At 62.4% G+C, this 19902-nt stretch carries 21 protein-coding genes, 2 tRNA genes and 1 pseudogene; 20 read left to right on the top strand and 4 right to left on the bottom strand.

Going from position 1 to position 19902, the window contains the following annotated elements:
• Positions 1-3: 3 nt before the first annotated feature.
• From FJW06_RS15730 to FJW06_RS15710, 5 genes are read left to right on the top strand one after another with little or no spacing between them, the layout of a single operon-like run.
• Complete coding sequence (locus tag FJW06_RS15730) at positions 4-525, top strand: TadE/TadG family type IV pilus assembly protein (protein WP_246674631.1); 522 nt, start codon at positions 4-6, stop codon at positions 523-525.
• Positions 525-1166, top strand: a complete 642-nt coding sequence (locus tag FJW06_RS15725) for a TadE/TadG family type IV pilus assembly protein (RefSeq protein ID WP_246674630.1) — start codon at positions 525-527, stop codon at positions 1164-1166. The genes FJW06_RS15730 and FJW06_RS15725 overlap by 1 nt, the downstream gene beginning before the upstream one ends.
• Complete coding sequence (locus FJW06_RS15720; RefSeq protein WP_140753139.1) at positions 1163-2326, top strand: AAA family ATPase; 1164 nt, start codon at positions 1163-1165, stop codon at positions 2324-2326. The genes FJW06_RS15725 and FJW06_RS15720 overlap by 4 nt, the downstream gene beginning before the upstream one ends.
• On the top strand, positions 2313-2888 hold the full coding sequence (locus tag FJW06_RS15715; protein ID WP_140753138.1) for a L,D-transpeptidase: 576 nt from the start codon (positions 2313-2315) through the stop codon (positions 2886-2888). The genes FJW06_RS15720 and FJW06_RS15715 overlap by 14 nt, the downstream gene beginning before the upstream one ends.
• Positions 2885-3445, top strand: a complete 561-nt coding sequence (locus FJW06_RS15710) for a hypothetical protein (RefSeq protein ID WP_140753137.1) — start codon at positions 2885-2887, stop codon at positions 3443-3445. Before FJW06_RS15715 ends, FJW06_RS15710 begins: the two co-directional genes overlap by 4 nt.
• 29 nt (positions 3446-3474) lie before the next feature.
• On the opposite strand, the gene FJW06_RS15705 is transcribed toward FJW06_RS15710, so the two are convergent.
• Positions 3475-4008 (bottom strand): hypothetical protein, encoded by a 534-nt coding sequence (locus FJW06_RS15705; protein ID WP_140753136.1) that lies wholly within the window; start codon positions 4006-4008, stop codon positions 3475-3477.
• 207 nt (positions 4009-4215) lie between these two features.
• Between FJW06_RS15705 and FJW06_RS15700 the strand changes: the two genes are divergently transcribed.
• The gene (locus tag FJW06_RS15700; RefSeq protein ID WP_181178335.1) at positions 4216-4926 is read left to right on the top strand and encodes a thermonuclease family protein; all 711 of its coding nucleotides are present in this window, start codon (positions 4216-4218) and stop codon (positions 4924-4926) included.
• Between the two features lie 229 nt (positions 4927-5155).
• A complete protein-coding gene (locus FJW06_RS15695; RefSeq protein WP_246674629.1) occupies positions 5156-5902 on the top strand; it encodes a GGDEF domain-containing protein in 747 nt (248 codons plus the stop codon).
• Positions 5903-5985: 83 nt separating this feature from the next.
• Here the strand turns inward: FJW06_RS15695 and FJW06_RS15690 are convergent, their stop codons facing one another.
• Both FJW06_RS15690 and FJW06_RS15685 read right to left on the bottom strand, forming a co-directional pair.
• Positions 5986-7443 (bottom strand): NAD-dependent succinate-semialdehyde dehydrogenase, encoded by a 1458-nt coding sequence (locus tag FJW06_RS15690; RefSeq protein ID WP_181178345.1) that lies wholly within the window; start codon positions 7441-7443, stop codon positions 5986-5988.
• Between the two features lie 173 nt (positions 7444-7616).
• Positions 7617-7691 (bottom strand) — tRNA-Thr (locus FJW06_RS15685).
• Positions 7692-7914: 223 nt separating this feature from the next.
• Here FJW06_RS15685 and FJW06_RS30155 point away from each other — a divergent pair.
• The 11 genes from FJW06_RS30155 (at position 7915) to FJW06_RS15635 (ending at position 15848) form a co-directional block, all read left to right on the top strand.
• On the top strand, positions 7915-8094 hold the full coding sequence (locus FJW06_RS30155) for a hypothetical protein (RefSeq protein WP_246674628.1): 180 nt from the start codon (positions 7915-7917) through the stop codon (positions 8092-8094).
• Between the two features lie 139 nt (positions 8095-8233).
• Entirely contained in the window at positions 8234-9526 is a 1293-nt protein-coding gene (gene murA, locus FJW06_RS15680; protein WP_140753133.1) for a UDP-N-acetylglucosamine 1-carboxyvinyltransferase, read from the top strand.
• Positions 9527-9871: 345 nt separating this feature from the next.
• Positions 9872-10306, top strand: a complete 435-nt coding sequence (locus FJW06_RS15675; protein ID WP_140753132.1) for a DUF2948 family protein — start codon at positions 9872-9874, stop codon at positions 10304-10306.
• A gap of 5 nt (positions 10307-10311) precedes the next feature.
• Positions 10312-11604 (top strand): histidinol dehydrogenase, encoded by a 1293-nt coding sequence (gene hisD / locus FJW06_RS15670; protein ID WP_140753131.1) that lies wholly within the window; start codon positions 10312-10314, stop codon positions 11602-11604.
• A 2-nt stretch (positions 11605-11606) separates the two neighbouring features.
• Entirely contained in the window at positions 11607-12092 is a 486-nt protein-coding gene (locus tag FJW06_RS15665; protein ID WP_140753130.1) for a UPF0262 family protein, read from the top strand.
• A 214-nt stretch (positions 12093-12306) separates the two neighbouring features.
• Positions 12307-12756 carry a low molecular weight phosphatase family protein gene (locus tag FJW06_RS15660; RefSeq protein WP_281404882.1) on the top strand — a complete coding sequence of 150 codons (450 nt, stop codon included), beginning with the start codon at positions 12307-12309 and terminating at the stop codon, positions 12754-12756.
• 184 nt (positions 12757-12940) lie between these two features.
• Positions 12941-13159 (top strand): translation initiation factor IF-1, encoded by a 219-nt coding sequence (gene infA, locus FJW06_RS15655; RefSeq protein ID WP_006200926.1) that lies wholly within the window; start codon positions 12941-12943, stop codon positions 13157-13159.
• A gap of 19 nt (positions 13160-13178) precedes the next feature.
• Positions 13179-13805, top strand: a complete 627-nt coding sequence (locus FJW06_RS15650) for a Maf-like protein (RefSeq protein ID WP_140753129.1) — start codon at positions 13179-13181, stop codon at positions 13803-13805.
• Between the two features lie 13 nt (positions 13806-13818).
• Entirely contained in the window at positions 13819-14040 is a 222-nt protein-coding gene (gene yacG / locus FJW06_RS15645; protein WP_140753128.1) for a DNA gyrase inhibitor YacG, read from the top strand.
• A gap of 279 nt (positions 14041-14319) precedes the next feature.
• Positions 14320-14395: transfer RNA gene (locus tag FJW06_RS15640), tRNA-Phe, on the top strand.
• A 211-nt stretch (positions 14396-14606) separates the two neighbouring features.
• A complete protein-coding gene (locus tag FJW06_RS15635; protein WP_140753127.1) occupies positions 14607-15848 on the top strand; it encodes an integrase arm-type DNA-binding domain-containing protein in 1242 nt (413 codons plus the stop codon).
• A 697-nt stretch (positions 15849-16545) separates the two neighbouring features.
• On the opposite strand, the pseudogene FJW06_RS15630 reads toward FJW06_RS15635, so the two are convergent.
• Positions 16546-17442 (bottom strand): annotated as a pseudogene (locus FJW06_RS15630) (aldo/keto reductase).
• A 118-nt stretch (positions 17443-17560) separates the two neighbouring features.
• Between FJW06_RS15630 and FJW06_RS15625 the strand changes: the two are divergent.
• Together FJW06_RS15625 and FJW06_RS15620 are read left to right on the top strand one after the other, a co-directional pair.
• Positions 17561-18169, top strand: a complete 609-nt coding sequence (locus tag FJW06_RS15625) for a TetR/AcrR family transcriptional regulator (RefSeq protein ID WP_140753126.1) — start codon at positions 17561-17563, stop codon at positions 18167-18169.
• Positions 18170-19399: 1230 nt separating this feature from the next.
• The gene (locus FJW06_RS15620) at positions 19400-19900 is read left to right on the top strand and encodes a hypothetical protein (RefSeq protein ID WP_140753125.1); all 501 of its coding nucleotides are present in this window, start codon (positions 19400-19402) and stop codon (positions 19898-19900) included.
• The last annotated feature ends 2 nt before the right edge of the window (positions 19901-19902 follow it).

Below are 19902 nucleotides of genomic sequence, written 5' to 3'. Positions count from 1 at the left end.
GCAATGGTTCGGCTGATCGCCCGTCATCTCACGAGATTTCGACGCGACCAGCGAGGGGCGGTGCTCGTCGAAATGACCTTGGTCGCGCCGTTGATGCTGATCCTGTCGGCTGGCGTGTTCGAGTTCGGCAACCTGATTCACGACAAATTGCTGATGGAAGCCGGTCTTGACGACGGCGCGCGTTTTGCCGCGCGCTGCAACAGCCAGCTTTACACTGACGCCGGGCTGACGGCGATCAACTGCGCCAATATCGCGGCTAACATCGCCGTGTTCGGCAATCCGGCCGGAACCGGCAGCGCGCGCGTCGCCGGCTGGCAGACGGCGAATGTAACGGTGACCATCGGCACAAACTGCCAGGACGCCGTTGTCGGAGGGGTTACCCAATACCGCTCGGTGACCCCGCAAGTCTGCATCGTCCGGGCGGCTGGCACCTATCCCTATAGCGGCGTCGGGATGCTGTCGCTGATCGGCGTTGGCCCAATCACCCTGAGCGGTCTTCACGAGGAGCGGTTAATCCGGTTCTGATGATGATCAGGCGTTTCGCAAAATCCGAGGACGGCGCGGCGATGGTCGAGATGACCATCGTATCGACGCTGCTTTTCGCGCTGACGCTCGGCTTCGTGGATTTCGGCTATGCTTTCTACCAGTGGAACGCGGCAACGAAGGCTGTGCAGATCGGCGCGCGCCTGGCCTCGATCTCCGATCCTGTTGCGACAAACCTCACCACCGCCGGTCCCACGACGACGCCAGGCGCGCCCGTTGTCGCGGGAGCCTACGGCCCGTTCGCGTGCAGCTATAGCGGCACCATCGGCGCCTGCACCAACAGCGGCACATTCGATGCCACCAATTTCAGCCGAATCTTTCGTGGCGACACGGCCGTGACGAACGACGACGCCTGCCCTGCTATCACAGGCAGCCAAAGGCCCGGCATGTGCCACTTCTTTCCGGGCCTGCGTCGGGACAACGTGGTCATCACCTACACGGCGACTGGCCTTGGCTTTCAGACACGGCTCGGTGGCCCGGTGCCGACGATCACCGTCAGCCTTCAGAACAGGACCTTCCAGTTCTTTTTCCTCCAGGGACTGATGGGGTTCGCCAACATCAACATGCCCTCCATGCTCAGCACCGTCACGGGCGAAGATCTGAAAACGAGTGCGCCATCATGAACGCCATCGACACCAGAGTCCTTCCCACGAAACGCAAGCAGGTCGCGCTATTTTCGTCCGAACCGAATTTCAAGCGGGACGTTACCACCCGCCTCGACGCGCTGGCGATCTATGACGTCAAGGTCTCGGATGCGGCGGAGTTCCTGAAGGGGCCGCCGGTCGACAGCCGGCCCGGCATCATCATCCTCGATCTGGCCAATGGCGAACTACTCGGCAATCCGGGGATCGTCGAGGCGCGTGCGGCCTGGGCGTCGGTGCCATTGATCGCGATCTCGGACGAGCTCACTTCCGAGCAGACGCGCGTCCTGGTGCGCATGAACGCGTCCGACTGGCTGCACAAGCCGCTCGACGCCAAGGAGCTGCTCAACGCCGTCACCTTCCACGACACCGGCAGCCAGGGCACCAAGAGCCGCATCGTCACCTTCATTGCCGCCAGCGGCGGCGCCGGCGCCACCACGCTGGCGATCTCGGCGGCCGAGCATCTCGCCTCGAAATCGGCCGAGCGGGCGGCGGCGACTTGCCTCGTCGACCTCGATTTCCAGAGCGCCAATTGCGGCGCCTACCTCAACCAGTTCAACCAGTTCGATCTCTCCGGCATCATCGGCCAGCCGGACCGGCTCGACGTCGAGCTCATGGACGTGATCAAATTGTCGCGGCCGTCCGGCCTGACGCTCTACTCCTTCGAGCGGCCTCAGCTGCCGTTCGAGCCGCAGGGCTCCGACTTCGTCTTCCGGCTGCTCGATCTCGTCGCCTACCGCTTCGACGACATCGTCATTGACCTGCCCAATATCGAGACGCCGTGGCATGACTCGGTGCTGCGCACGAGCGACGAGATCTTCATCGTCTTCGAGCTCAACGTCGCCTCGCTCAGGCAAGGCAAGCGGCTCTACAAGAAGATCCGCGAATTGCGCGGTAACAAGGTGAGCATCACGCTGGTCGCCAACAAGCACAAGCGCAAATGGTTCGGCAACCACTTCTCGCGCAGCGAGCTGGAGAAGATCTTCAAGGCGCCGCACATCAAGTCGCTGGCGCTGGACAACGCGCTTCTTGCCGACGCGCTGAACCGCGCCATCCTGCCTTCCGAGGTGGACGGACGCGCGCGCTTCAACAAGGACTTGAAACGCATGTTCAAGGAGCGGCTGGACAATGCCCAGCGCTAGGCGCTTTGCTGCGATACAATTGGCCGGCGCCTGCCTCGCCGGGCTGATGCTGTTGTCGGCCTGCGGTTTGGCGCAAGCCGGGTCTGGCCTGCCGCCGCTCCCCGCCATGGGCCCGAGCCTGCGCAAGGCGGTCGCCTTCCCGACCAACGAGCAGCCGGGCACGATCATCATCCGCAAAAACGAGAAGGCGCTTTATCTGGTGACGGGCCCAGGCCAGGCGCTGCGCTATCAGATCAGCGTCGGCCGCGACGGCTTCGGCTGGACCGGAACGGTCAAGGTCGCGTCCAAGACCGAATGGCCGGAATGGCGCCCGCCCAAGGAGATGCGCGCGCGCCAGCCTGAACTGCCGGTGATGGTGCCGGCCGGTCCCTACAATCCGCTTGGCGCCAGGGCGCTTTATCTGTCGCGCGACGGGCGCGACACGCTCTATCGCATCCATGGCACCAACGATCCCAAGGGCGTCGGTTTCGACGGCACGTCCGGATGCTTCCGGCTGACGAACACCGATGTGATCGATCTCTTCAAACGCGTCGCGGTGGGCGCAAAGGTGGTGGTTGAATGACGATGATCAGCGAGCCGGACGTTCCGGCAATCGAACTCGGTCACCGGGAAGCCGCGCCGGGGAAGCCCAGCCGGGCCAGGATGATCGGCGTCATCGCGGTCGGCGCGTTGCTCGTCACCGCCGTCAACGTGGCGGCCGCGGTCTATCTCTATCGCGGCGTCAGCGACCTCAAGGCCATGGAGGCGCGGCTGGGTGAGCTCGGCCAGTTCGAGCAGCGCATCGGCGCCCGCATCGACACCGTCAACAACGGTTTCCAGAGCCGGTTCGAGACGCTGGACCGCCAGCTGCAGGCGAATTTCGGCCAGATCAACGGCAATATCGCCAAGCTGGAGCAAGGCCGGCCCGTCGCCGCCAGTGAGCCCGCGCCCGGCGCGACGGAGCCAGCCATGCTCGACAGCACCACCGTGGCGGATGCGTCCGCGGCCGATGAAAGCGGCGCCGATCCCGCCTCCGCGCAACCTTCGTTCAAGCGCAAGGTCGCGCCTCCCGGCCCCAATCCGTCCTACCAGCGCATCCAGCAGCCCGACGGCAAGGTCTATTACAAGAAGATCAACTGATCGCGCGGGCGGCCGCCTGAGCCGGCCGGCTACAGATCGCGCTGCAGCGAAAGCATGCGGACCGCGCGGGCTTCGGCGCGCAGCTTTGCCTCGCACAGGAACGCGACATGGCAATAGGCGCAGGCCGCGAGACCGAGGCACAGCACCAGGCAGTTCTTCAAGCTGAAGTCGAGCATGAGCGAGAAGTGCAGGCCGTTCGGTATGGTGAAGGCGGCAATGGTGCTCGCAGTTTCCGCACTGCTGCTCAGCGCCATCATCTTGCCGGCGAAGATCAGGGCGGCGTGATTGGCGAGGAAGAAGCCGGCCGACCTCTTTGCCTGGCAAATGATCCAGCAGATGCCCGCCGCGGAGACGACAATGGCCGCATCGACGGCCATCGATCCGCCGAGATAGACGTGCGCCTGCTGCCAGAACATGGTCGAGAACGGGCGCAGCTCGAGCCAGGCGTGCCACACAGCAGGGCTCGCCGGATAGAAGCCGAGAAGCAGCGCCGCCATCCGCTCCGCCGCCAGCAGAAGCAGCATCAGGGCAGGAAAGGCAAAAAGCAGTATCGGCTTGCGCATCGTGTCATCCCCTCGACATCCGACGACCGATTCTAGGCGGCATTGGTTGCGCGACGCTTAACGCAACGCCTTGCTTTTCAAGGAATGTCGCTCATGTCTAATGTATGATCCGGTTCAACGGTCGGGAGGCGCCGTGTCGGCAGGAGCTAATAGGTTGGGCTCGGGCGACATCATCGACAGCCGGCGCGATCCCGCGGAGTGCCACGCGTGAGCAAGGCGGGTCAGTCAAGCCGTCCGCTGCTGGTGTTCGCGCTCGGCAGCCTGGGGCTGCTCGCAGGCATGGTGATGATCGCCGAGGGTAGGCGCTGGCTGCCGCCCGACCCGCCTTCGATCGCGTCGATCGAGGACACTGGCGACCCGAAGCCGACTTCGCCTGCTCCGACGCATGATAGGCGATCAGGCCAGCCGGCGCGCAAGGTCGCCGAGAACCTCATCGCGCCACCGCCGCTCGACCCTTTAGGCATAGAGCGCATCGAGCCGCGCCCTCCGCTTGGCGAGCTCGGGCTTGCAACGGCGCCGAAGACGCCGATGCCGTCGGACTGGCACGAGACGCTGCTCTTCCGCCCGGTCGCGGCCTCCGCGGCGGTCTTCGAAGCCATGGGTCGCATGGTCGCCATCAGTGGCACGGTCGACATAGCCCCCGGCAGGACCTGCACGTTCGACAACACCGCCTGGCCCTGCGGCCAGCGGGCGCGGGCCGCCTTCAACGCTTGGCTGCGCGGCCGGGCGCTCAAATGCCTGCTGCCGCCGGATGCCGACCTTTTCGCCATCGCCGCGCCCTGCGTCCTCGGCAAGCAGGATGTCGGCGCCTGGCTGGTTTCCAACGGCTGGGCGATGGCCGCTCCCACCGGCATTTACGGCGGGGCGGAGGTGGTGGCGAGACATGCCAGGATGGGCATTTTCGGCCCACCGCAATAGCGCCGCCGCGGGGAAGTCGGCGGCCGGTTCAGTCCCGGACCTGCGTGAAAGCAGAATGGTCAGGGCGGTTCGGTACTTTTAAAACTTGGCCCGGTCCAACGGCAGCCGGTGCGCCGGATCCAGCGCTTGCCATGGAGAAGATGCCGATTTGCATCAAATTGTACGCTTCCTTGAAACCGAAATCGTAACGGACCTCCTGTAAGCCATGCGTCGAACAGGAGATTGGCCCTTGACCACGAAAACACCGACCGCGCCTGCTCAAACATGGAAGCAGCTCATCTTGCTGGCCGTGCTTGGCACCGCCGTGTGCGTCGGCCTTTCGCTCGCGCTGAACTACCTGCTGCTTTTCAGCGACAGCCTGACGCCATTCGGCCGAGGGGCTGTTACGGCAATCGTCGTGCCGATCGTCATCGGTCTGCCGCTGTTTGCCCTCGTCGGCTGGCAACAGATCGAGATCCGCCGCTACCGGCAGGAACTCACCAGGTCCGGCACCTATGACCAGCTGACCGGCTGCCTGAACGGCAAGGTGTTCACCTCGATGGTCGACAGGAGGGCGCAGAGGCCGGCCGGTCCGCGCTCGGGCGCCTTTCTGGTCATCCATCCGGAACATCTGGCATCGATCAACCTGCGCTTCGGTCTCGAATGGGGCGACGAGGCCTTGCGGCTGATCGCGTCGGCCATCCGATCCGCGGTGCGCAAGGATGACCTGATCGGCCGGATCGGAACCTCGATGTTCGGCGTCTTCCTGCCGGGCGCGAGCGAAGAGGACGCCAAGGACGTCGGCGCGCGCATTCGCGGCACGGTCGGCGAAATCTATTTCGCGCCGAAAGGCGACAAGGACGTGCTTGCGATCAAAGTCGGCGGCGTCATCTTCGAGCGTGAGCTGGATTTCGAGGACATGTTCCGCTTCGCGGAGGAAGGCATAGCCGAGGCCGCGGACGAAGCCGGCCTGCGGCTGTCGCATGTCACCAACTGAGCCGCCGCGATGAACCCAGCGACCCTCGCGAGCGACGATTCCGCGGCCCATCATTCTTCAATAGCGGCATGGTCGTTTATGCCTCAGATACCGCCCATGCAGAGATATTTCATCTCGAGATAGTCCTCGAGGCCGTGGCGGGACCCTTCCCGCCCGATGCCCGACTGCTTGATCCCGCCGAAAGGCGCGGCCTCCGAGGACATGCGTCCGGTGTTGATGCCGACCATGCCATATTCCAGGGCTTCCGCCACACGCCAGACCCGCTTCAGGTTGGAGGCATAAAAATAGGCGGCGAGGCCGTAGATCGTGTCGTTGGCCTCGCGCACGACCTGATCCGCGTCCTCGAAGCGGATGACGGGGGCCAATGGCCCAAATGTTTCCTCCTGCGCCACGCTCATGGCGCTGGAGATAGCGGTAAGGACCGTCGGCTGGAAAAAAGTGCCCTCTGAGCCAATCCTACCTCCGCCGCAGCGGATCGCGCCGCCTTTTTCCACGGCATCGGCGATGTGGGATTCGATCTTGGCCAAGGCGTGGCCATCGATCAACGGGCCGATGGCGACGCCCGGATCGAAACCGTCACCGACCTGAAGCTGGCGAACCTGTTCGACGAACTTATCGACGAACTCGTCGTGAACGCCCGACTGCACGTAGAGGCGGTTGGCGGAAACGCAAGTCTGGCCGGCATTGCGGAACTTCGCCTGGACCGCACCCTCCACGGCAGCGTCGATGTCGGCGTCGTCGAAGACGATGAAAGGCGCATTGCCACCCAGTTCCAAACTGACCTTCTTGATCTGGTCCGAACACTGGCGCATGAGCAGGCGCCCGACCTCGGTCGACCCGGTGAAGGCGATCTTGCGCACCTTGGGATTGTGGCAGAGCTCGCGCCCCACCGCGGCGCCCTCGGAGGCGTAGACAAGGTTCACGACACCGTCGGGAAAACCGGCCTCGACAGCGAGCGCGAACATGGCGCCTGCGACAAGCGGCGTCTGCTCGGCGGGCTTCAGCACGATCGCGCAGCCCGCCGCCAGCGCCGGCGAGATCTTGCGCGCCACCATCGATGCGGGAAAGTTCCATGGCGTGATCGTGCCGACAACGCCGATGGGCTGCTTGATTACCAGCATGCGGCGGTCCGTCGAGGGCGCCGAGATCGTCTCGCCGTAGATACGGTTGGCCTCCTCGGCGTACCATTGCAGATAAGCGGCCGCATGCGAGACTTCCGATCTGGCCTCGGCAAGCGGCTTGCCCATCTCGGCGGTGAGAATTGCAGCAAGATCATCCGTGTGGGTGACGATCAGTTGGTGCCACTCCCATAGCATTTCGCTGCGTTCCCGGGCGGTCAATGCCGCCCATTCGGCTTGGGCGGCATAGGCCTTGTCGATCGCCGCGCGCGTTTCCTCGACGCCCATGTCAGGAAGTTCCGCCAACAGCTCGCCGGTCGATGGATTGAAGACCTCAAACGTATGTCCGCCAGCGGGCATACCAAGCGCCGGCACACGGTCAATCGCGCCGAACAGGTCGGGGCATTTCAAGTGGCGGGTCATCGGCAGGCGCAGGGGCAATACCGCTTTCCTTCTCGTCAGGCCGGCATATCGGAGACGCCACCATGTATTGCGCACGCGCCGCTTTCATAGGGCCTGGGCAGGATGGCGGTAGACCCACCCTGCATCCGCGAAATGCAATCGGCTGGCGCGGTTGAGCTCGCGTTGAAAAAGGCTGGTGCTGCGAGAGAGGATTGAACTCTCGACCTCTCCCTTACCAAGGGAGTGCTCTACCACTGAGCTACCGCAGCCTGCGATGGCGGCGCTTCTGCCATATCGAACCGGCAAGCGCAAGGCCAAGAAAAACCCAAAGCGTCGCATGCGATTCTTTGCCAACAATCATGCGGCTCGAAGCGGCATGCGCGGCTTATACACCGCCCGAAACCCGCACGACCGCCAGCTTTCATGACATCGCTAGGCCAAAATGCTAGCCATTGCGGAATCGCGGCCGGCTGACCACCGGCCAGGGGTCGGATGATGAACGACAAGGCAAATCCACCGAAAAAAGGCGGCGGCGCGCGCAAGGACCGGCTGGCCGAGGCGTTGCGCGCCAATCTGCAGAAGCGCAAGGCGCAGACGCGGTCGCGGCGCGCGGGCGATGCCGATCAGCGGTCGGAAGGGTTACCGGCTGCTGGAAAAATGCACAAGGACTGACCAAATCAGCCATACTGCCCGGCCATAGTCGGTCCGGTTCCAGGAAAATCCTATTTCTTGAACCAAGCCGGCCAATGGTCTAAGCCGGGCATACTCAACCGATTGAAGCGGCCCGTTCGGGCCGAGGGGACATTTTCTTATGGATCGCATCAGAATTGTCGGCGGCAACGAGCTGGCCGGTACCATTCCGATCTCGGGCGCCAAGAACGCGGCATTGCCGCTGATGATCGCCTCGCTGCTCACCGACGACACGCTGACGCTCGAAAACGTGCCGCATCTGGCCGATGTCGAGCAATTGATCCGCATCCTCGGCAATCACGGCGTCGATTATTCCGTAAACGGCCGGCGCGAGAGCCAGCAGAAAGGCTATTCGCGCACCATCAATTTCTCCGCCCGCAACATCGTCGACACCACCGCGCCTTACGAGCTGGTGTCGAAGATGCGCGCCTCTTTCTGGGTTATCGGCCCGCTGCTTGCCCGCATGGGCGAGGCCAAGGTGTCGCTGCCCGGTGGCTGCGCCATCGGCACGCGCCCGGTCGACCTGTTCCTCGAGGGCCTGCAGGCGCTGGACGCCGAGATCGACGTCGACAATGGCTATGTCGTGGCCAGGACCCGGAACGGCCGCCTCCACGGCAATCGCTACGCGTTTCCGAAAGTATCGGTCGGCGCCACCCACGTGCTGATGATGGCGGCCTCGCTCGCCAAGGGCGAGACGGTGCTGGAAAATGCCGCGTGCGAGCCGGAAATCGTCAATCTCGCCGAGTGCCTGACCGCCATGGGCGCCAAGATCCACGGCGCCGGCACCTCGACCATCACCATCCAGGGCGTCGAGGCGCTGTCGGGTGCCCGCGTGCGCGTCATTCCGGACCGCATCGAGACCGGCACCTATGCCATGGCGGTGGCGATGACAGGCGGCGACGTGATGCTGGAAGGCGCGCGGCCCGACCTGTTGCAGACGGCGCTCGACGTTCTCGTCGAGACCGGCGCCGAGATAACGCCGACCAATGAGGGCATCCGCGTCAAGCGCAACGGCGCCGGCATCGCACCGGTGGATGTGACGACGGCGCCCTTCCCCGCCTTCCCGACAGACCTGCAGGCGCAGTTCATGGGCCTGATGACGATGGCCAAGGGCAAATCGCGCATCACCGAGACGATCTTCGAGAACCGCTTCATGCATGTACAGGAGCTTGCGCGCCTTGGCGCCCACATCACGCTTTCCGGCCAGACGGCGATCGTCGACGGCGTCGCTAGGCTCAAGGGCGCTCCCGTGATGGCGACCGACCTGCGCGCCTCGGTGTCGCTTGTCATCGCCGGCCTTGCGGCCGAAGGCGAGACCACGGTCAACCGCGTCTACCACCTCGACCGCGGCTTCGAGCGGCTGGAAGAGAAGCTCTCCGGCTGCGGCGCGGTGATCGAGCGCATTTCGGGCTGACGCGCGCCAAACGGGTGCTCAAGATAAAATAAGCCTCTCGCGCGTTGGGGGCGGCCAAATTTTCAAAGCCGCGCTGCCCCTCACCTACGCCGGCATCTTTTCCCGTAAGCGGCGAGAAGAGGCTGACTGCAGCCTTGGCGTCTTTCCTGCACGTTCGCGATTGGCGAAATCCCTGACGAAAGCGTCCCTTCTCCCCGTAATAGACGGGGAGAAGGGCCCGGCCGGGCGATGAGGGGCAGCGCGGACCTGGCATGATTGGCTTTGGCTGCATTCGTGCCGAGGTTGCACGGACCGAAAAGACCGCCTAACAGAGGGCTGAAACCAACCTTCAGGTGCGCATTCCGCATGGCAGCTCTCAAGCTCATCGCGCTCGACGACCAGGATCTGAGCATCGTCTCGGCGCATGTCCAGGACGCCGTGATGAAGGTCTCCGACCTCGAATATCTGCCGGCGGCCAAGCGTTTCGTGCTGACCATGAACCGGTTCGTCTGGGAGGCGAAATCCGGCCTGTTCCGCCAGCACAACGAACGGCGGCAGAGCGTCCTGCATTTCGACCGCGTGCTCGGCGCCAAGACCAGCGGGATCCCGCGCGACAAGCCGGCAGAGGTGCTGTCGCTGCTGGCGGTCAGCTTCATCGCCATCAGCAAGCCGGCCGGCATCGTCGAACTGGTGTTTTCGGGCGGCGGCACCATCATGCTCGACGTCGAATGCGTCGAGGCGCGGCTTGCCGATGTCGGCGGCTCCTGGGAAGCCTCCTCGCGCCCGGTGCATAGAGGCTAAACCCAATGGCTATCACGCTCCGCCAGCAGGACGCCGATTTCGAGCAGCGTTTTTCGGCCTTCCTCACCACCAAGCGCGAGGTGTCGGCCGATGTCGAGGCCGCGGTGCGCGACATCATCGCGCGCGTGCGCGCCGAAGGCGACAAGGCGCTGATCGACTACACGCTTAAGTTCGACAAAGCCGATCTCGGCGCGCTCGGCATCGCCGTGTCGAAGGCCGACATCGCCAAGGCCTATGAAGCGGCCGATCCGGCGACCGTCGAGGCGCTGAAATTCGCGCGCGACCGCATCCGTTCGCACCACGAGCGACAGAAGCCGAAGGACGACCGCTACACGGATGCCGCCGGCGTCGAGCTCGGCTCGCGCTGGACGGCGATCGAAGCCGTCGGCCTTTACGTGCCGGGCGGCACGGCGAGCTACCCGAGCTCGGTGCTGATGAACTCCGTGCCGGCCAAGGTCGCCGGTGTCGAGCGCATCGTCATCGTCGTGCCGGCGTCGGGCGGTGTCATCAATCCTCTGGTGCTGGTGGCCGCCGACCTCGCCGGCGTTTCGGAGATCTACCGCGTCGGCGGCGCGCAGGCCGTTGCGGCGCTTGCCTACGGCACCGAGACGATCAGGCCGGTCGCCAAGATCGTCGGTCCCGGCAATGCCTATGTCGCGGCGGCCAAGCGCCAGGTGTTCGGCACGGTCGGGATCGACATGATCGCCGGGCCGTCGGAAGTGCTGGTGGTGGCCGATGCCGACAACGATCCGGACTGGATCGCGGCCGACCTTTTGGCGCAGGCCGAGCATGACGTTTCAGCGCAGTCGATCCTGATCACCGACGACGCAGAATTCGGCAGGGCGGTCGAGCAGGCCGTCGAACGCCAGCTGAAAGTCCTGCCGCGCGGCGAGACTGCCGGGGCGAGCTGGCGCGACTTCGGCGCGGTCATCCTGGTGCCGACGTTAGACGCTTCGCTGCCGCTGGTCGACAGGATCGCGGCGGAGCATGTCGAGCTCGCCTTCGACGATGCCGAGGCATTTCTTGCCAGGATGCGCAACGCAGGCGCCGTGTTCATCGGCCGACATACGCCGGAAGTCATCGGCGACTATGTCGGCGGCTCCAACCACGTTCTGCCGACGGCACGCTCGGCGCGCTTTTCCTCCGGGCTGTCGGTGCTCGATTTCATCAAGCGCAGCTCGATCCTGAAGCTCGGCCCGGAGCAGCTCAAGGCGCTGGCGCCCGCCGCGATCGCGCTTGCCGAGGCCGAAGGGCTCGACGCGCATGCCCGCTCCGTCGCGATCAGGCTGAACATGTAGCGATGTCCGGCCGCAACCAAACCCGCGACAGGCTGATCGACGTCGAGCTCGACGAATCGATCGGACGCTCGACGCCAGACGTCGAACACGAGCGCGCCGTGGCGATCTTCGACCTCATCGAGGAGAACAGTTTTCGGCCGGTCAACGACGACGGCGCCGGTCCCTACAAGCTCAAGCTTTCGCTGGCCGAGTCCCGCCTGGTCTTTGCCGTCAGCCGCGAGGACGGCGCCGAGGTGGTCACCCACATCCTGTCGCTGACGCCGCTGAGGCGCATTGTCAAAGACTATTACCTGATCTGCGAAAGCTATTACGAGGCCATCCGCTCCTCGACGCCAAGCCATATCGAGGCGATCGACATGGGCCGGCGCGGCCTGCACAATGAGGGCTCGCAAACCCTGATGGACCGGCTCGCCGGCAAGATCGAGATCGACTTCGACACGGCGCGACGGCTGTTCACGCTGGTCTGCGTGCTGCACTGGCGGGGCTAGATCAGGATGACGTTTCGTTGAATCGCCATCCTGATCCAGCTCTTTGTTGGGGCATGATCCTTTCCAAAAACCGGTTCCCACTTTTTGGGACCATGCTGTTTTGTTGGAGCATGATCTTCTCCAAAAACCGGTTCCCACTTTTTGGGATCACGCTCTTTTGTTGGAGCATGATCTTCTCCGAAAACCGGTTCCCACTTTTTGGGATCATGCTCTAGTGGCCGCCCTGCCTCACTCGATCCTGTTCTTGTGCGGCATGAATGCCGTACGCTCGCCTATCGCGGAACAATTGGCCCGCCGCATGCTGCCCGCCACCACCTTCGTCGCCTCGGCCGGCGTGCGCGCCGGCGAGCGCGACCCGTTCGTCGACGCGGTGCTTGCCGAGGACGGCCTCTCGCTCGGCGAGCGCCATCCCAGGACGCTCGAGGATCTGGAGGATGATTATTTCGACCTGATCGTGACGCTGGCGCCCGAGGCGCACCATGCAGCGCTCGAACTCACCCGCTTGCTCGCCGTCGAGGTCGAATACTGGCCGATGCCCGACCCGACCGACATCGGCGGGACGCGCGAGCACATCATGGCCGCCTATCGCGACGTGCGCGAGCGGCTGAAGGCGCGCATAAGCCGACGTTTTCTGCTTCCGGAAGCAGAAAACGCGTCGGATTAAGCATGTTCACAAGCGGACGATTATCATATAGGTTCCGCCGCAAATTCCGGCTGGAGTCGGATGATTTCGGGTCTGTTCGACCCGAAATCATCCGACTCCAGATCAAGGGTAGAGCATGATGTCGTCCGAAACTGCTTCGGCATCATGCACTGGCGCCGGAACGCAATCCAAGCAAAGGTATCGAATGCCGAAGGAAGAAGTCCTCGAATTTCCGGGCGTGGTCACGGAACTGCTGCCCAATGCGATGTTCAGGGTGAAGCTCGAAAACGAGCACGAGATCATCGCCCACACGGCCGGCCGCATGCGCAAGAACCGCATCCGCGTCCTGACCGGCGACAAGGTCCTGGTCGAGATGACGCCTTACGACCTGACCAAGGGCCGCATCACCTACCGTTTCAAGTAACAGCCTGGCACCAACCGCGATGAGCACCCTGCAGAAGCTCGTGCTTGCCTCGGGTTCGCCGCGCCGCATCGAACTCTTGCAACAGGCCGGCATCGAGCCGGATCGCGTTCTTCCTGCCGATGTCGACGAGACGCCGTTGCGCGCCGAGCATCCGCGCTCACTGGCCAAACGCCTTTCCAAGGACAAGGCCGAGAAAGCGCTTATCTCGCTGAAAAGCGAGGACGACTATGCGCCAGCCTTCATCCTTGCCGCCGACACCGTTGTGGCGGTCGGGCGGCGCATCCTGCCTAAGGCCGAGACGATCGACGATGCCGTGAACTGCCTCGGCCTGCTTTCCGGCCGCTCGCACCGGGTCTATTCCGGCATCTGCCTGATCACGCCCGGCGGTAAGCTGCGCCAGCGACTGGTGGAGACCAGGGTTCGCTTCAAGCGGCTGCCGCGCGAGGAGATCGACGCTTATGTCGCATCAGGCGAATGGCGCGGCAAGGCCGGCGGCTACGCCGTGCAAGGATTGGCCGGTTCCTTCGTCGTCAAGCTGGTCGGCTCCTATACCAACGTGGTCGGCCTGCCGCTCTATGAGAGCGTGGCGCTGCTTTCCGGCGAAGGCTTCAAGGCCCACCAGAACTGGCATGCTGCGCGCTCATGAGCATAGTCTACACATGAGTTCGGGCGACAAGGTAACGCCGCTGAGGCCGAAGCGGCCCTGCCCCGAATGCGGCAAACCGTCGGCGCGCGAGCACTATCCGTTCTGCTCGGCGCGCTGCAAGGACATCGACCTCAATCGCTGGCTGAAAGGCGCCTATGTCATCCCCGGCCGCGACGGGGAAGAGGAAGAGGACGACACGCCCAAGCCAAGTCCCTCGGCCGAGGACGAGGATTGAGCGGCGGCGGCCGCTGTTATCCAGCAATTTTTCGTTGCGACAAAGTCAGCACCTAAGCTAAGTGCTTGTTTTTACGCAGGTCAGGAGCGGCATGGAGCGCGCACTTTTCCGGGAATTGCTCTTGTTTTTTACGCAATTCCAGGGCGGAAAACCGTTGCACACTTTTCCTGGAATTGCTCTGGACAGCCAAGATACCCGTGCTATAACCCACGCGCTTTCAAGGGGCGTCGCTTGGCGTTCCTCTGAAATCCGGCGGGCGGTTCATGTTAGCCGGCGCAGGCCCAGATAGCTCAGTTGGTAGAGCAGCGGACTGAAAATCCGCGTGTCGGTGGTTCGAATCCGCCTCTGGGCACCATCCCCTTTTCTCCCGATACTCCCTCTCGCCGAAGCCTCTACGCTTCAACTTCTGCAAAGCATTGGAATTACTGACCTTTTCGCAAGATCAGGCGCAGTCAGGCGCATTTCTTGGGATTTCGGTGCATTTGGTCCAACGAGGCGCGGGGGTGGTATTTCCGTTGGTATTGGAGATCCTGATGGTATCGAAACAGCCAAGGGAGGTCTCACGAATGGCCCTTTCTGACGTGAAATGCCGAAACGCTCGCGCCGCTACTAAGCTTGTGAAACTCTCTGACGGCGGTGGGCTCCAACTGTGGGTGCAGCCTACGGGGTCTCGCCTTTGGCGGCTCGCATATCGCTTTGACGGCAAGCAGAAATTACTGGCGTTGGGCAGCTACCCACTCATCTCCCTTGCCGAGGCACGCCAAGCGCGCGATGACGCCAAACGCCTCCTGCTGGGGGGTGTTGATCCCGGACAGGACCGCAGTTTGCGAAAGGCAGGCTCAGCAAAGGACACTTTTCGCTCAATCGCGGACGAATATGTCGACAAGCTTAAGAAGGAGGGGCGTGCCGATCGGACGATCGGCAAGGTCAAATGGCTTCTCGGCTTTGCCTATCCGACAATAGGCGACAAGTGCATTAGGGAGATTGATCCGGCCAGCATCCTTAGTGCCCTTCGTCGCGTCGAGGTTCGCGGTCGATACGAGTCGGCCAGACGACTGCGCTCTACAATCGGGAGCGTGTTTCGATACGCAATCGCGACCGCACGAGCTGAGGCAGATCCGACGTTCGGCCTCAGGGGCGCGCTCATTAGTCCGACGGTGACGCCGCGTGCCGCCATTACCGATCCAAAGGCGTTGGGAGGCTTGCTGAGGGCGATCGACGCATTTGACGGTCAGCCTACAACCCGAGCGGCCCTGAAGCTAATGGCACTGCTGTTTCCTCGCCCGGGCGAACTGCGAGCGGCCGAATGGGACGAGTTCGATTTCGAAAGCTCGATGTGGATCATTCCTGAAGCACGCATGAAAATGCGACGGCCGCACCGCGTACCCCTTTCAAAGCAGGCCACAAGCGTCCTGAGGTTGCTTAAAGAAATCTCTGGTGGTGGATCGCTGCTTTTTCCTGGTGTTCGGTCGGTTTCGCGTCCGATTTCCGACAACACACTTAACGCCGCCCTTCGCCGCATGGGCTACGGCAAAAAGGAAGCTACCGCGCACGGTTTTCGAGCAACGGCATCAACTCTCCTGAACGAATGCGGAAAATGGCATCCAGATGCCATAGAGCGACAGCTGGCCCACATTGAGAACAACGACGTTCGTCGAGCCTACGCCCGGGCTGAGCACTGGGACGAGCGCGTCCAGATGATGCAATGGTGGGCCGATTATCTCGACGAACTCGAGAGCAAAAACGCGCGGCTGATCTCAAGGGATGACGGCAAGCCTGCTGTCCGCCGTCGGGAGAGTCGACTCTGAACCCAACGGCGGCGATTCACCAAACGCCAAGACGAACCCTCAACCTTCGAAGATAATGTCGATTCAAAACATGGAAACTGGAAATAAATGTTGGGTCCGGAGGACGTTCTCACGACATTGATGTTATTGGTGGGCGAAAAACGAGAACTTTCCCCTATCTTTCCGCATGGTTCCGCAGAGTCTCTAGCTGGACCTACCGTTTCTCAACCATCCTGCTGGTATCTGGCGGATGGCGCGCATGCCGTCCCCGGCGGCTATCCCTGCCTGATGCGGTAGCTGACGCTACTTGGCCCATCGGCGGCCGACCGATTTTAGGCCGTTTGCTGCGGGTCCGGTTTTGGCACAGTCTGCAAATAAGCTGCCGTTTGGTTTGCGGGATCGTTTACCGGGTCGTCTCGTCGCGTGTCACCACCCGACGCGATCAAGCATCGAGGACCGGCAAGGCGACGGTTCTCGACCCCGGAAACCGCGCTGCCAGCGTTCGAGCAACTTGGACCCGATCCGCTCGTGGCGTCAGTGCTGAGAACCTCTGTCATCGCTGAAGCTAGGCCTTAGGCGGCCGTCACCTTGGGCGCGTCGAACTCATCGACCTTGCCACCGGTGTAGCCCGGGCGGGCGCCTGCCAGCACATTGTACGGGAAAGCGGGCGGCATAGCGCTTACCTCGTCGAGACGTGCGATCTGCTCGGCCGACAGGCTCACCTTGGCCGCGGCGAGTTGGCATTGAGCTGTTCCACGGTGCGCGGTCCGATGATCGGAAGCGAGCCCTTGACCGCTACCCAGGCGATGGCCACTTCGCCGGCGGTGACGTCGACTTCATTGGCTATCGCCAGGAGGGTATTGAGGATTGCGGTGCGCTGCGGCGAGTTTTCTGGCTGGAAGACGTTGCCACCGAAGCCTTCGCGGCGGCCCGTCGCACCCTATTCGCGATACTTGCCCGTCAGCATGCCGCCGCCGAGCGGAGACCAAGCCACCAAGCCGAGGCCTAGCGACTGGCCCGCCGAGATCAGCTCTTGCTCGCTGGAACGCACGACAAGGCTGTGCTCGAACTGAAGGCCGGCGATCGGAACGGTGCCGCGAAGCTCGGCGATGGTCGCAGCCCGCGCCACGCGCCACGCCGGGAAGTTGGAAAGGCCCGCATAGAGGATCTTGCCGGCGCGGACGAGATCGTCAAAGCCGCGCACGATTTCTTCGCCCGGCGTCACGCCGTCGGCCATGTGAACCCAGAGAAGGTCGATGTAGTCGCTCTTGAGCCGCTTCAGGCTGTCCTCGACCGACACGACCATGGCCTTGCGGCTGTTGCCAGTGACGAGGATGCCGCCATTGGCGCCGGCCGGCATGGTGTACTTGGTGGCGACCACGAAATCATCCCGACGGCCGACGAGTGCATCACCGATGATCTCCTCCGACTGGCCGCCCTGATAGACGCCGGCCGTGTCGATGAAGTTGCCGCCCGCATCGGCATAGGCGTCCAGGATCTTGCGGCTGTCGTCGCGCTCCGCGCCGTAGCCCCAGCCCGTGCCGAAATTGCCGGTGCCGAGCACTAGCTCGGAGACCCGCAGACCCGTGTGCTCTCCGAAAAGTTTGTAACGCATGCTTGTTTCTCCGTTGGGAAGCTTTTAATTGCGATCACAATTAATCGCAGGCAGCGTCTAATTGACTTTGATTGCGACCGCAACTAAAAAGTGAAAAATCTGGCTCGGAGGTTCGAGAATGCGTGTTTCCAAGGAGAAGGCGGCGGAGAACCGGGAGGCTCTTCTGCAGGCGGCGAGCCGCTTGTTCCGCCAGAAAGGCATAGACGGCGTCGGCGTGGCCGAGATCGCCAAAGAAGCCGGTCTGACCCATGGCGCGCTCTACGCTCACTTCTCATCGAAGGATGAGCTAGCGGCCGCTGCCTTCTCCTACGGCTTCGCCGGGAACATGAACGACACTCGCGAGTGGGTGGGCGATCGAAGTCTAGGCTTCACCGATTACCTAGACGGATACCTGTCCCCCTACATGCGCGACAAGGTGGAGACCGGTTGTCCGATGGCGGCCTCCGCAAGTGAGATCGGTCGTCAGGACAGCGCCGTTAGCGAAAGCTTCAAACGCGCGTTCGAAGAGATGGCGACGATGCTCGAGGACTCGCTGGAGGACACGATCCCTCAGACTCAGAAGCGCCGCCTCGCCATCGCCGCGGCCGCGGCAGAGATCGGCGGCATCGCCGTATCGCGCGCGGTCGCTAAGGCCGACGCCACGCTTGCGGATGAGGTGCTGGAAGCGATCCGCGCAACCTTTGCCGCTGCTCCGAAGTGGCGAAGGCGCACCCCGGATAGGCCGTAAGGCCTCCGCGCCGCCTCACCACCTCAAATTCCGCCGAACAAAACGTCTCTGTGGAGCAGGCGCGACCGCTGCGCTCGTCTAAAGATGGGTCGCAATTACCATTGGGATGCATGCCACTCAGTCCCCTTTGGGGCGTCCAAGAAGTCGAGCCCGATGACCAACTTGAGGCGCATAGCTACTATTTCGCCATCGGCCTTGGTGCTCTATCCTAAGGTTACTTTTAAAGGCGCGGTTCACCGCGCCTAGAGGCGCTAAATTGCCAGCGCGCCAGTTTATCGCCACTCCTCGGCGCGATGATGCGCCCTCTGGTTCGTCGCGATTGCCTGCTATTCCACAAAAAACGCCCCGGTTAGACTGGGACGGTTATCCAGTGAACAACGGTCGCAGCACCAGATGGGAAGTGCCTACCGGTACAGGCGCTTCCTTGCAAGATCAAGGATTTGGTCCGACTGCGGTGTCCCCGATACGATCCGGGCCAAGGTCATGGCACCGATCATGGTGGCGTAGTCCACCATGGCTTCGCCGCGAGCTTGCTCGGAAGACGGATCCTGGGCCAGTTCGTCGATTCATCTGTTCGATGACGACCGCCGCCGCCCCCGGGTTTCACTTGAGGACCGGGCGGCCTCGCTCCCAAGGCTGCCATCGGACAGGTGGGCATAGCCGCATCGCGATGCTCACGGCTCAGATAGCGTGACGGCGTCTACAGGGGCGGCAAATCCGGATTGGCTGTTGCCGTCGCAATCGCTGGCATCCGATTGCTTTCTCGCCCTACTAGCCCGGCCAACAAGCCTTTCTTGCGAATGCAATATGTCCCGTCAAGCAGCCTTCAACGCCTCGGAAGTCATTCTTTTTTATACATTTTACTCGGGTATGAATTTTGCTGGGCGGACGTACTGTCTGGTTTCGACATGGTAACACCCCTGCAATCCTGCATCTAGACAGTTGACGGGTAGCTAAATTAGCACTACTCTGACGCCCTACGTGAAAATTTGACATGTGGCGTGGCAGATTTTGCTTTCGCTTATCTGTGTCGTCGGCGTTTGTCTTTGGACGACTTCCGGCGATGTAGATGATGGGTCTTTCTGGATTAGCAGACGTTTTCGGCTTAATCCGGATAGTAGCTGATTTCTCGAATAGGTGCGCTTCCAGAATACTATTGACCTCAGAAAATCCTGAATCACTCAAGTGCATTGAACGTTCAGTTTAATTTTCTCAGGGGAGGATGCCGCGATGGCTAGGGCTACGCTTAATTATCCTGTAGCGTTCGAGGACGAGGACGAGAAGTCCGTAGGGGATATCGGCAGGCTTGCCGTTATATCGGCTCCAGCATTCCACATAGAAGTTGAAGCGAAAAGTGGCCAGGAATGCCATCGCTTTAAACTGGTCACTATAGGGAACTGGCCTGAGGTAAAAACCGAATTCCGGCTTAAATGCGTGAAGATTTTCGGCAAGAAAATCTGTACAAAGGTGCCGGTTATCTACAATCGGACGTGCACAAAATACGCCTTTGTCGATGTTTGCTACCCCACCGGTGAACTAAAAGAGGTGCAAGATTGCGTAGTGAGCGCTGCCCTTGCTGCCGCAATTGCTGCAGTTGTCACCTCTGGTTCGGCAGCCGGTCCGACGTTTAAGGCTGCGCTTGAAGCCTGCCTTTTGGCCAAAGGGGCCAAGTGGGCGGACCAGATCACGGTAAACGCAGGTTGGGACTCGGAGTGCGGCGCATGGCATTGATT

Origin of the sequence: Mesorhizobium sp. B4-1-3 (genome assembly GCF_006439355.1) — a bacterium.
Lineage (GTDB): Bacteria > Pseudomonadota > Alphaproteobacteria > Rhizobiales > Rhizobiaceae > Mesorhizobium.
The sequence above is the reverse complement of the archived record's forward strand: the minus strand, read 5'-3'. Positions and strand labels throughout refer to the sequence as shown.

Coding starts and splice junctions, on each gene's coding strand:
- FJW06_RS15730 (WP_246674631.1), top strand. CDS start 4: ATGGTTCGGCTGATCGCCCGTCATCTCACGAGATTTCGACGCGACCAG.
- FJW06_RS15725 (WP_246674630.1), top strand. CDS start 525: ATGATGATCAGGCGTTTCGCAAAATCCGAGGACGGCGCGGCGATGGTC.
- FJW06_RS15720 (WP_140753139.1), top strand. CDS start 1,163: ATGAACGCCATCGACACCAGAGTCCTTCCCACGAAACGCAAGCAGGTC.
- FJW06_RS15715 (WP_140753138.1), top strand. CDS start 2,313: ATGCCCAGCGCTAGGCGCTTTGCTGCGATACAATTGGCCGGCGCCTGC.
- FJW06_RS15710 (WP_140753137.1), top strand. CDS start 2,885: ATGACGATGATCAGCGAGCCGGACGTTCCGGCAATCGAACTCGGTCAC.
- FJW06_RS15705 (WP_140753136.1), bottom strand. CDS start 4,008: ATGCGCAAGCCGATACTGCTTTTTGCCTTTCCTGCCCTGATGCTGCTT.
- FJW06_RS15690 (WP_181178345.1), bottom strand. CDS start 7,443: ATGACCCGCCACTTGAAATGCCCCGACCTGTTCGGCGCGATTGACCGT.
- FJW06_RS30155 (WP_246674628.1), top strand. CDS start 7,915: ATGATGAACGACAAGGCAAATCCACCGAAAAAAGGCGGCGGCGCGCGC.
- murA (WP_140753133.1), top strand. CDS start 8,234: ATGGATCGCATCAGAATTGTCGGCGGCAACGAGCTGGCCGGTACCATT.
- FJW06_RS15675 (WP_140753132.1), top strand. CDS start 9,872: ATGGCAGCTCTCAAGCTCATCGCGCTCGACGACCAGGATCTGAGCATC.
- hisD (WP_140753131.1), top strand. CDS start 10,312: ATGGCTATCACGCTCCGCCAGCAGGACGCCGATTTCGAGCAGCGTTTT.
- FJW06_RS15665 (WP_140753130.1), top strand. CDS start 11,607: ATGTCCGGCCGCAACCAAACCCGCGACAGGCTGATCGACGTCGAGCTC.
- infA (WP_006200926.1), top strand. CDS start 12,941: ATGCCGAAGGAAGAAGTCCTCGAATTTCCGGGCGTGGTCACGGAACTG.
- FJW06_RS15650 (WP_140753129.1), top strand. CDS start 13,179: ATGAGCACCCTGCAGAAGCTCGTGCTTGCCTCGGGTTCGCCGCGCCGC.
- yacG (WP_140753128.1), top strand. CDS start 13,819: ATGAGTTCGGGCGACAAGGTAACGCCGCTGAGGCCGAAGCGGCCCTGC.
- FJW06_RS15635 (WP_140753127.1), top strand. CDS start 14,607: ATGGCCCTTTCTGACGTGAAATGCCGAAACGCTCGCGCCGCTACTAAG.
- FJW06_RS15625 (WP_140753126.1), top strand. CDS start 17,561: ATGCGTGTTTCCAAGGAGAAGGCGGCGGAGAACCGGGAGGCTCTTCTG.
- FJW06_RS15620 (WP_140753125.1), top strand. CDS start 19,400: ATGGCTAGGGCTACGCTTAATTATCCTGTAGCGTTCGAGGACGAGGAC.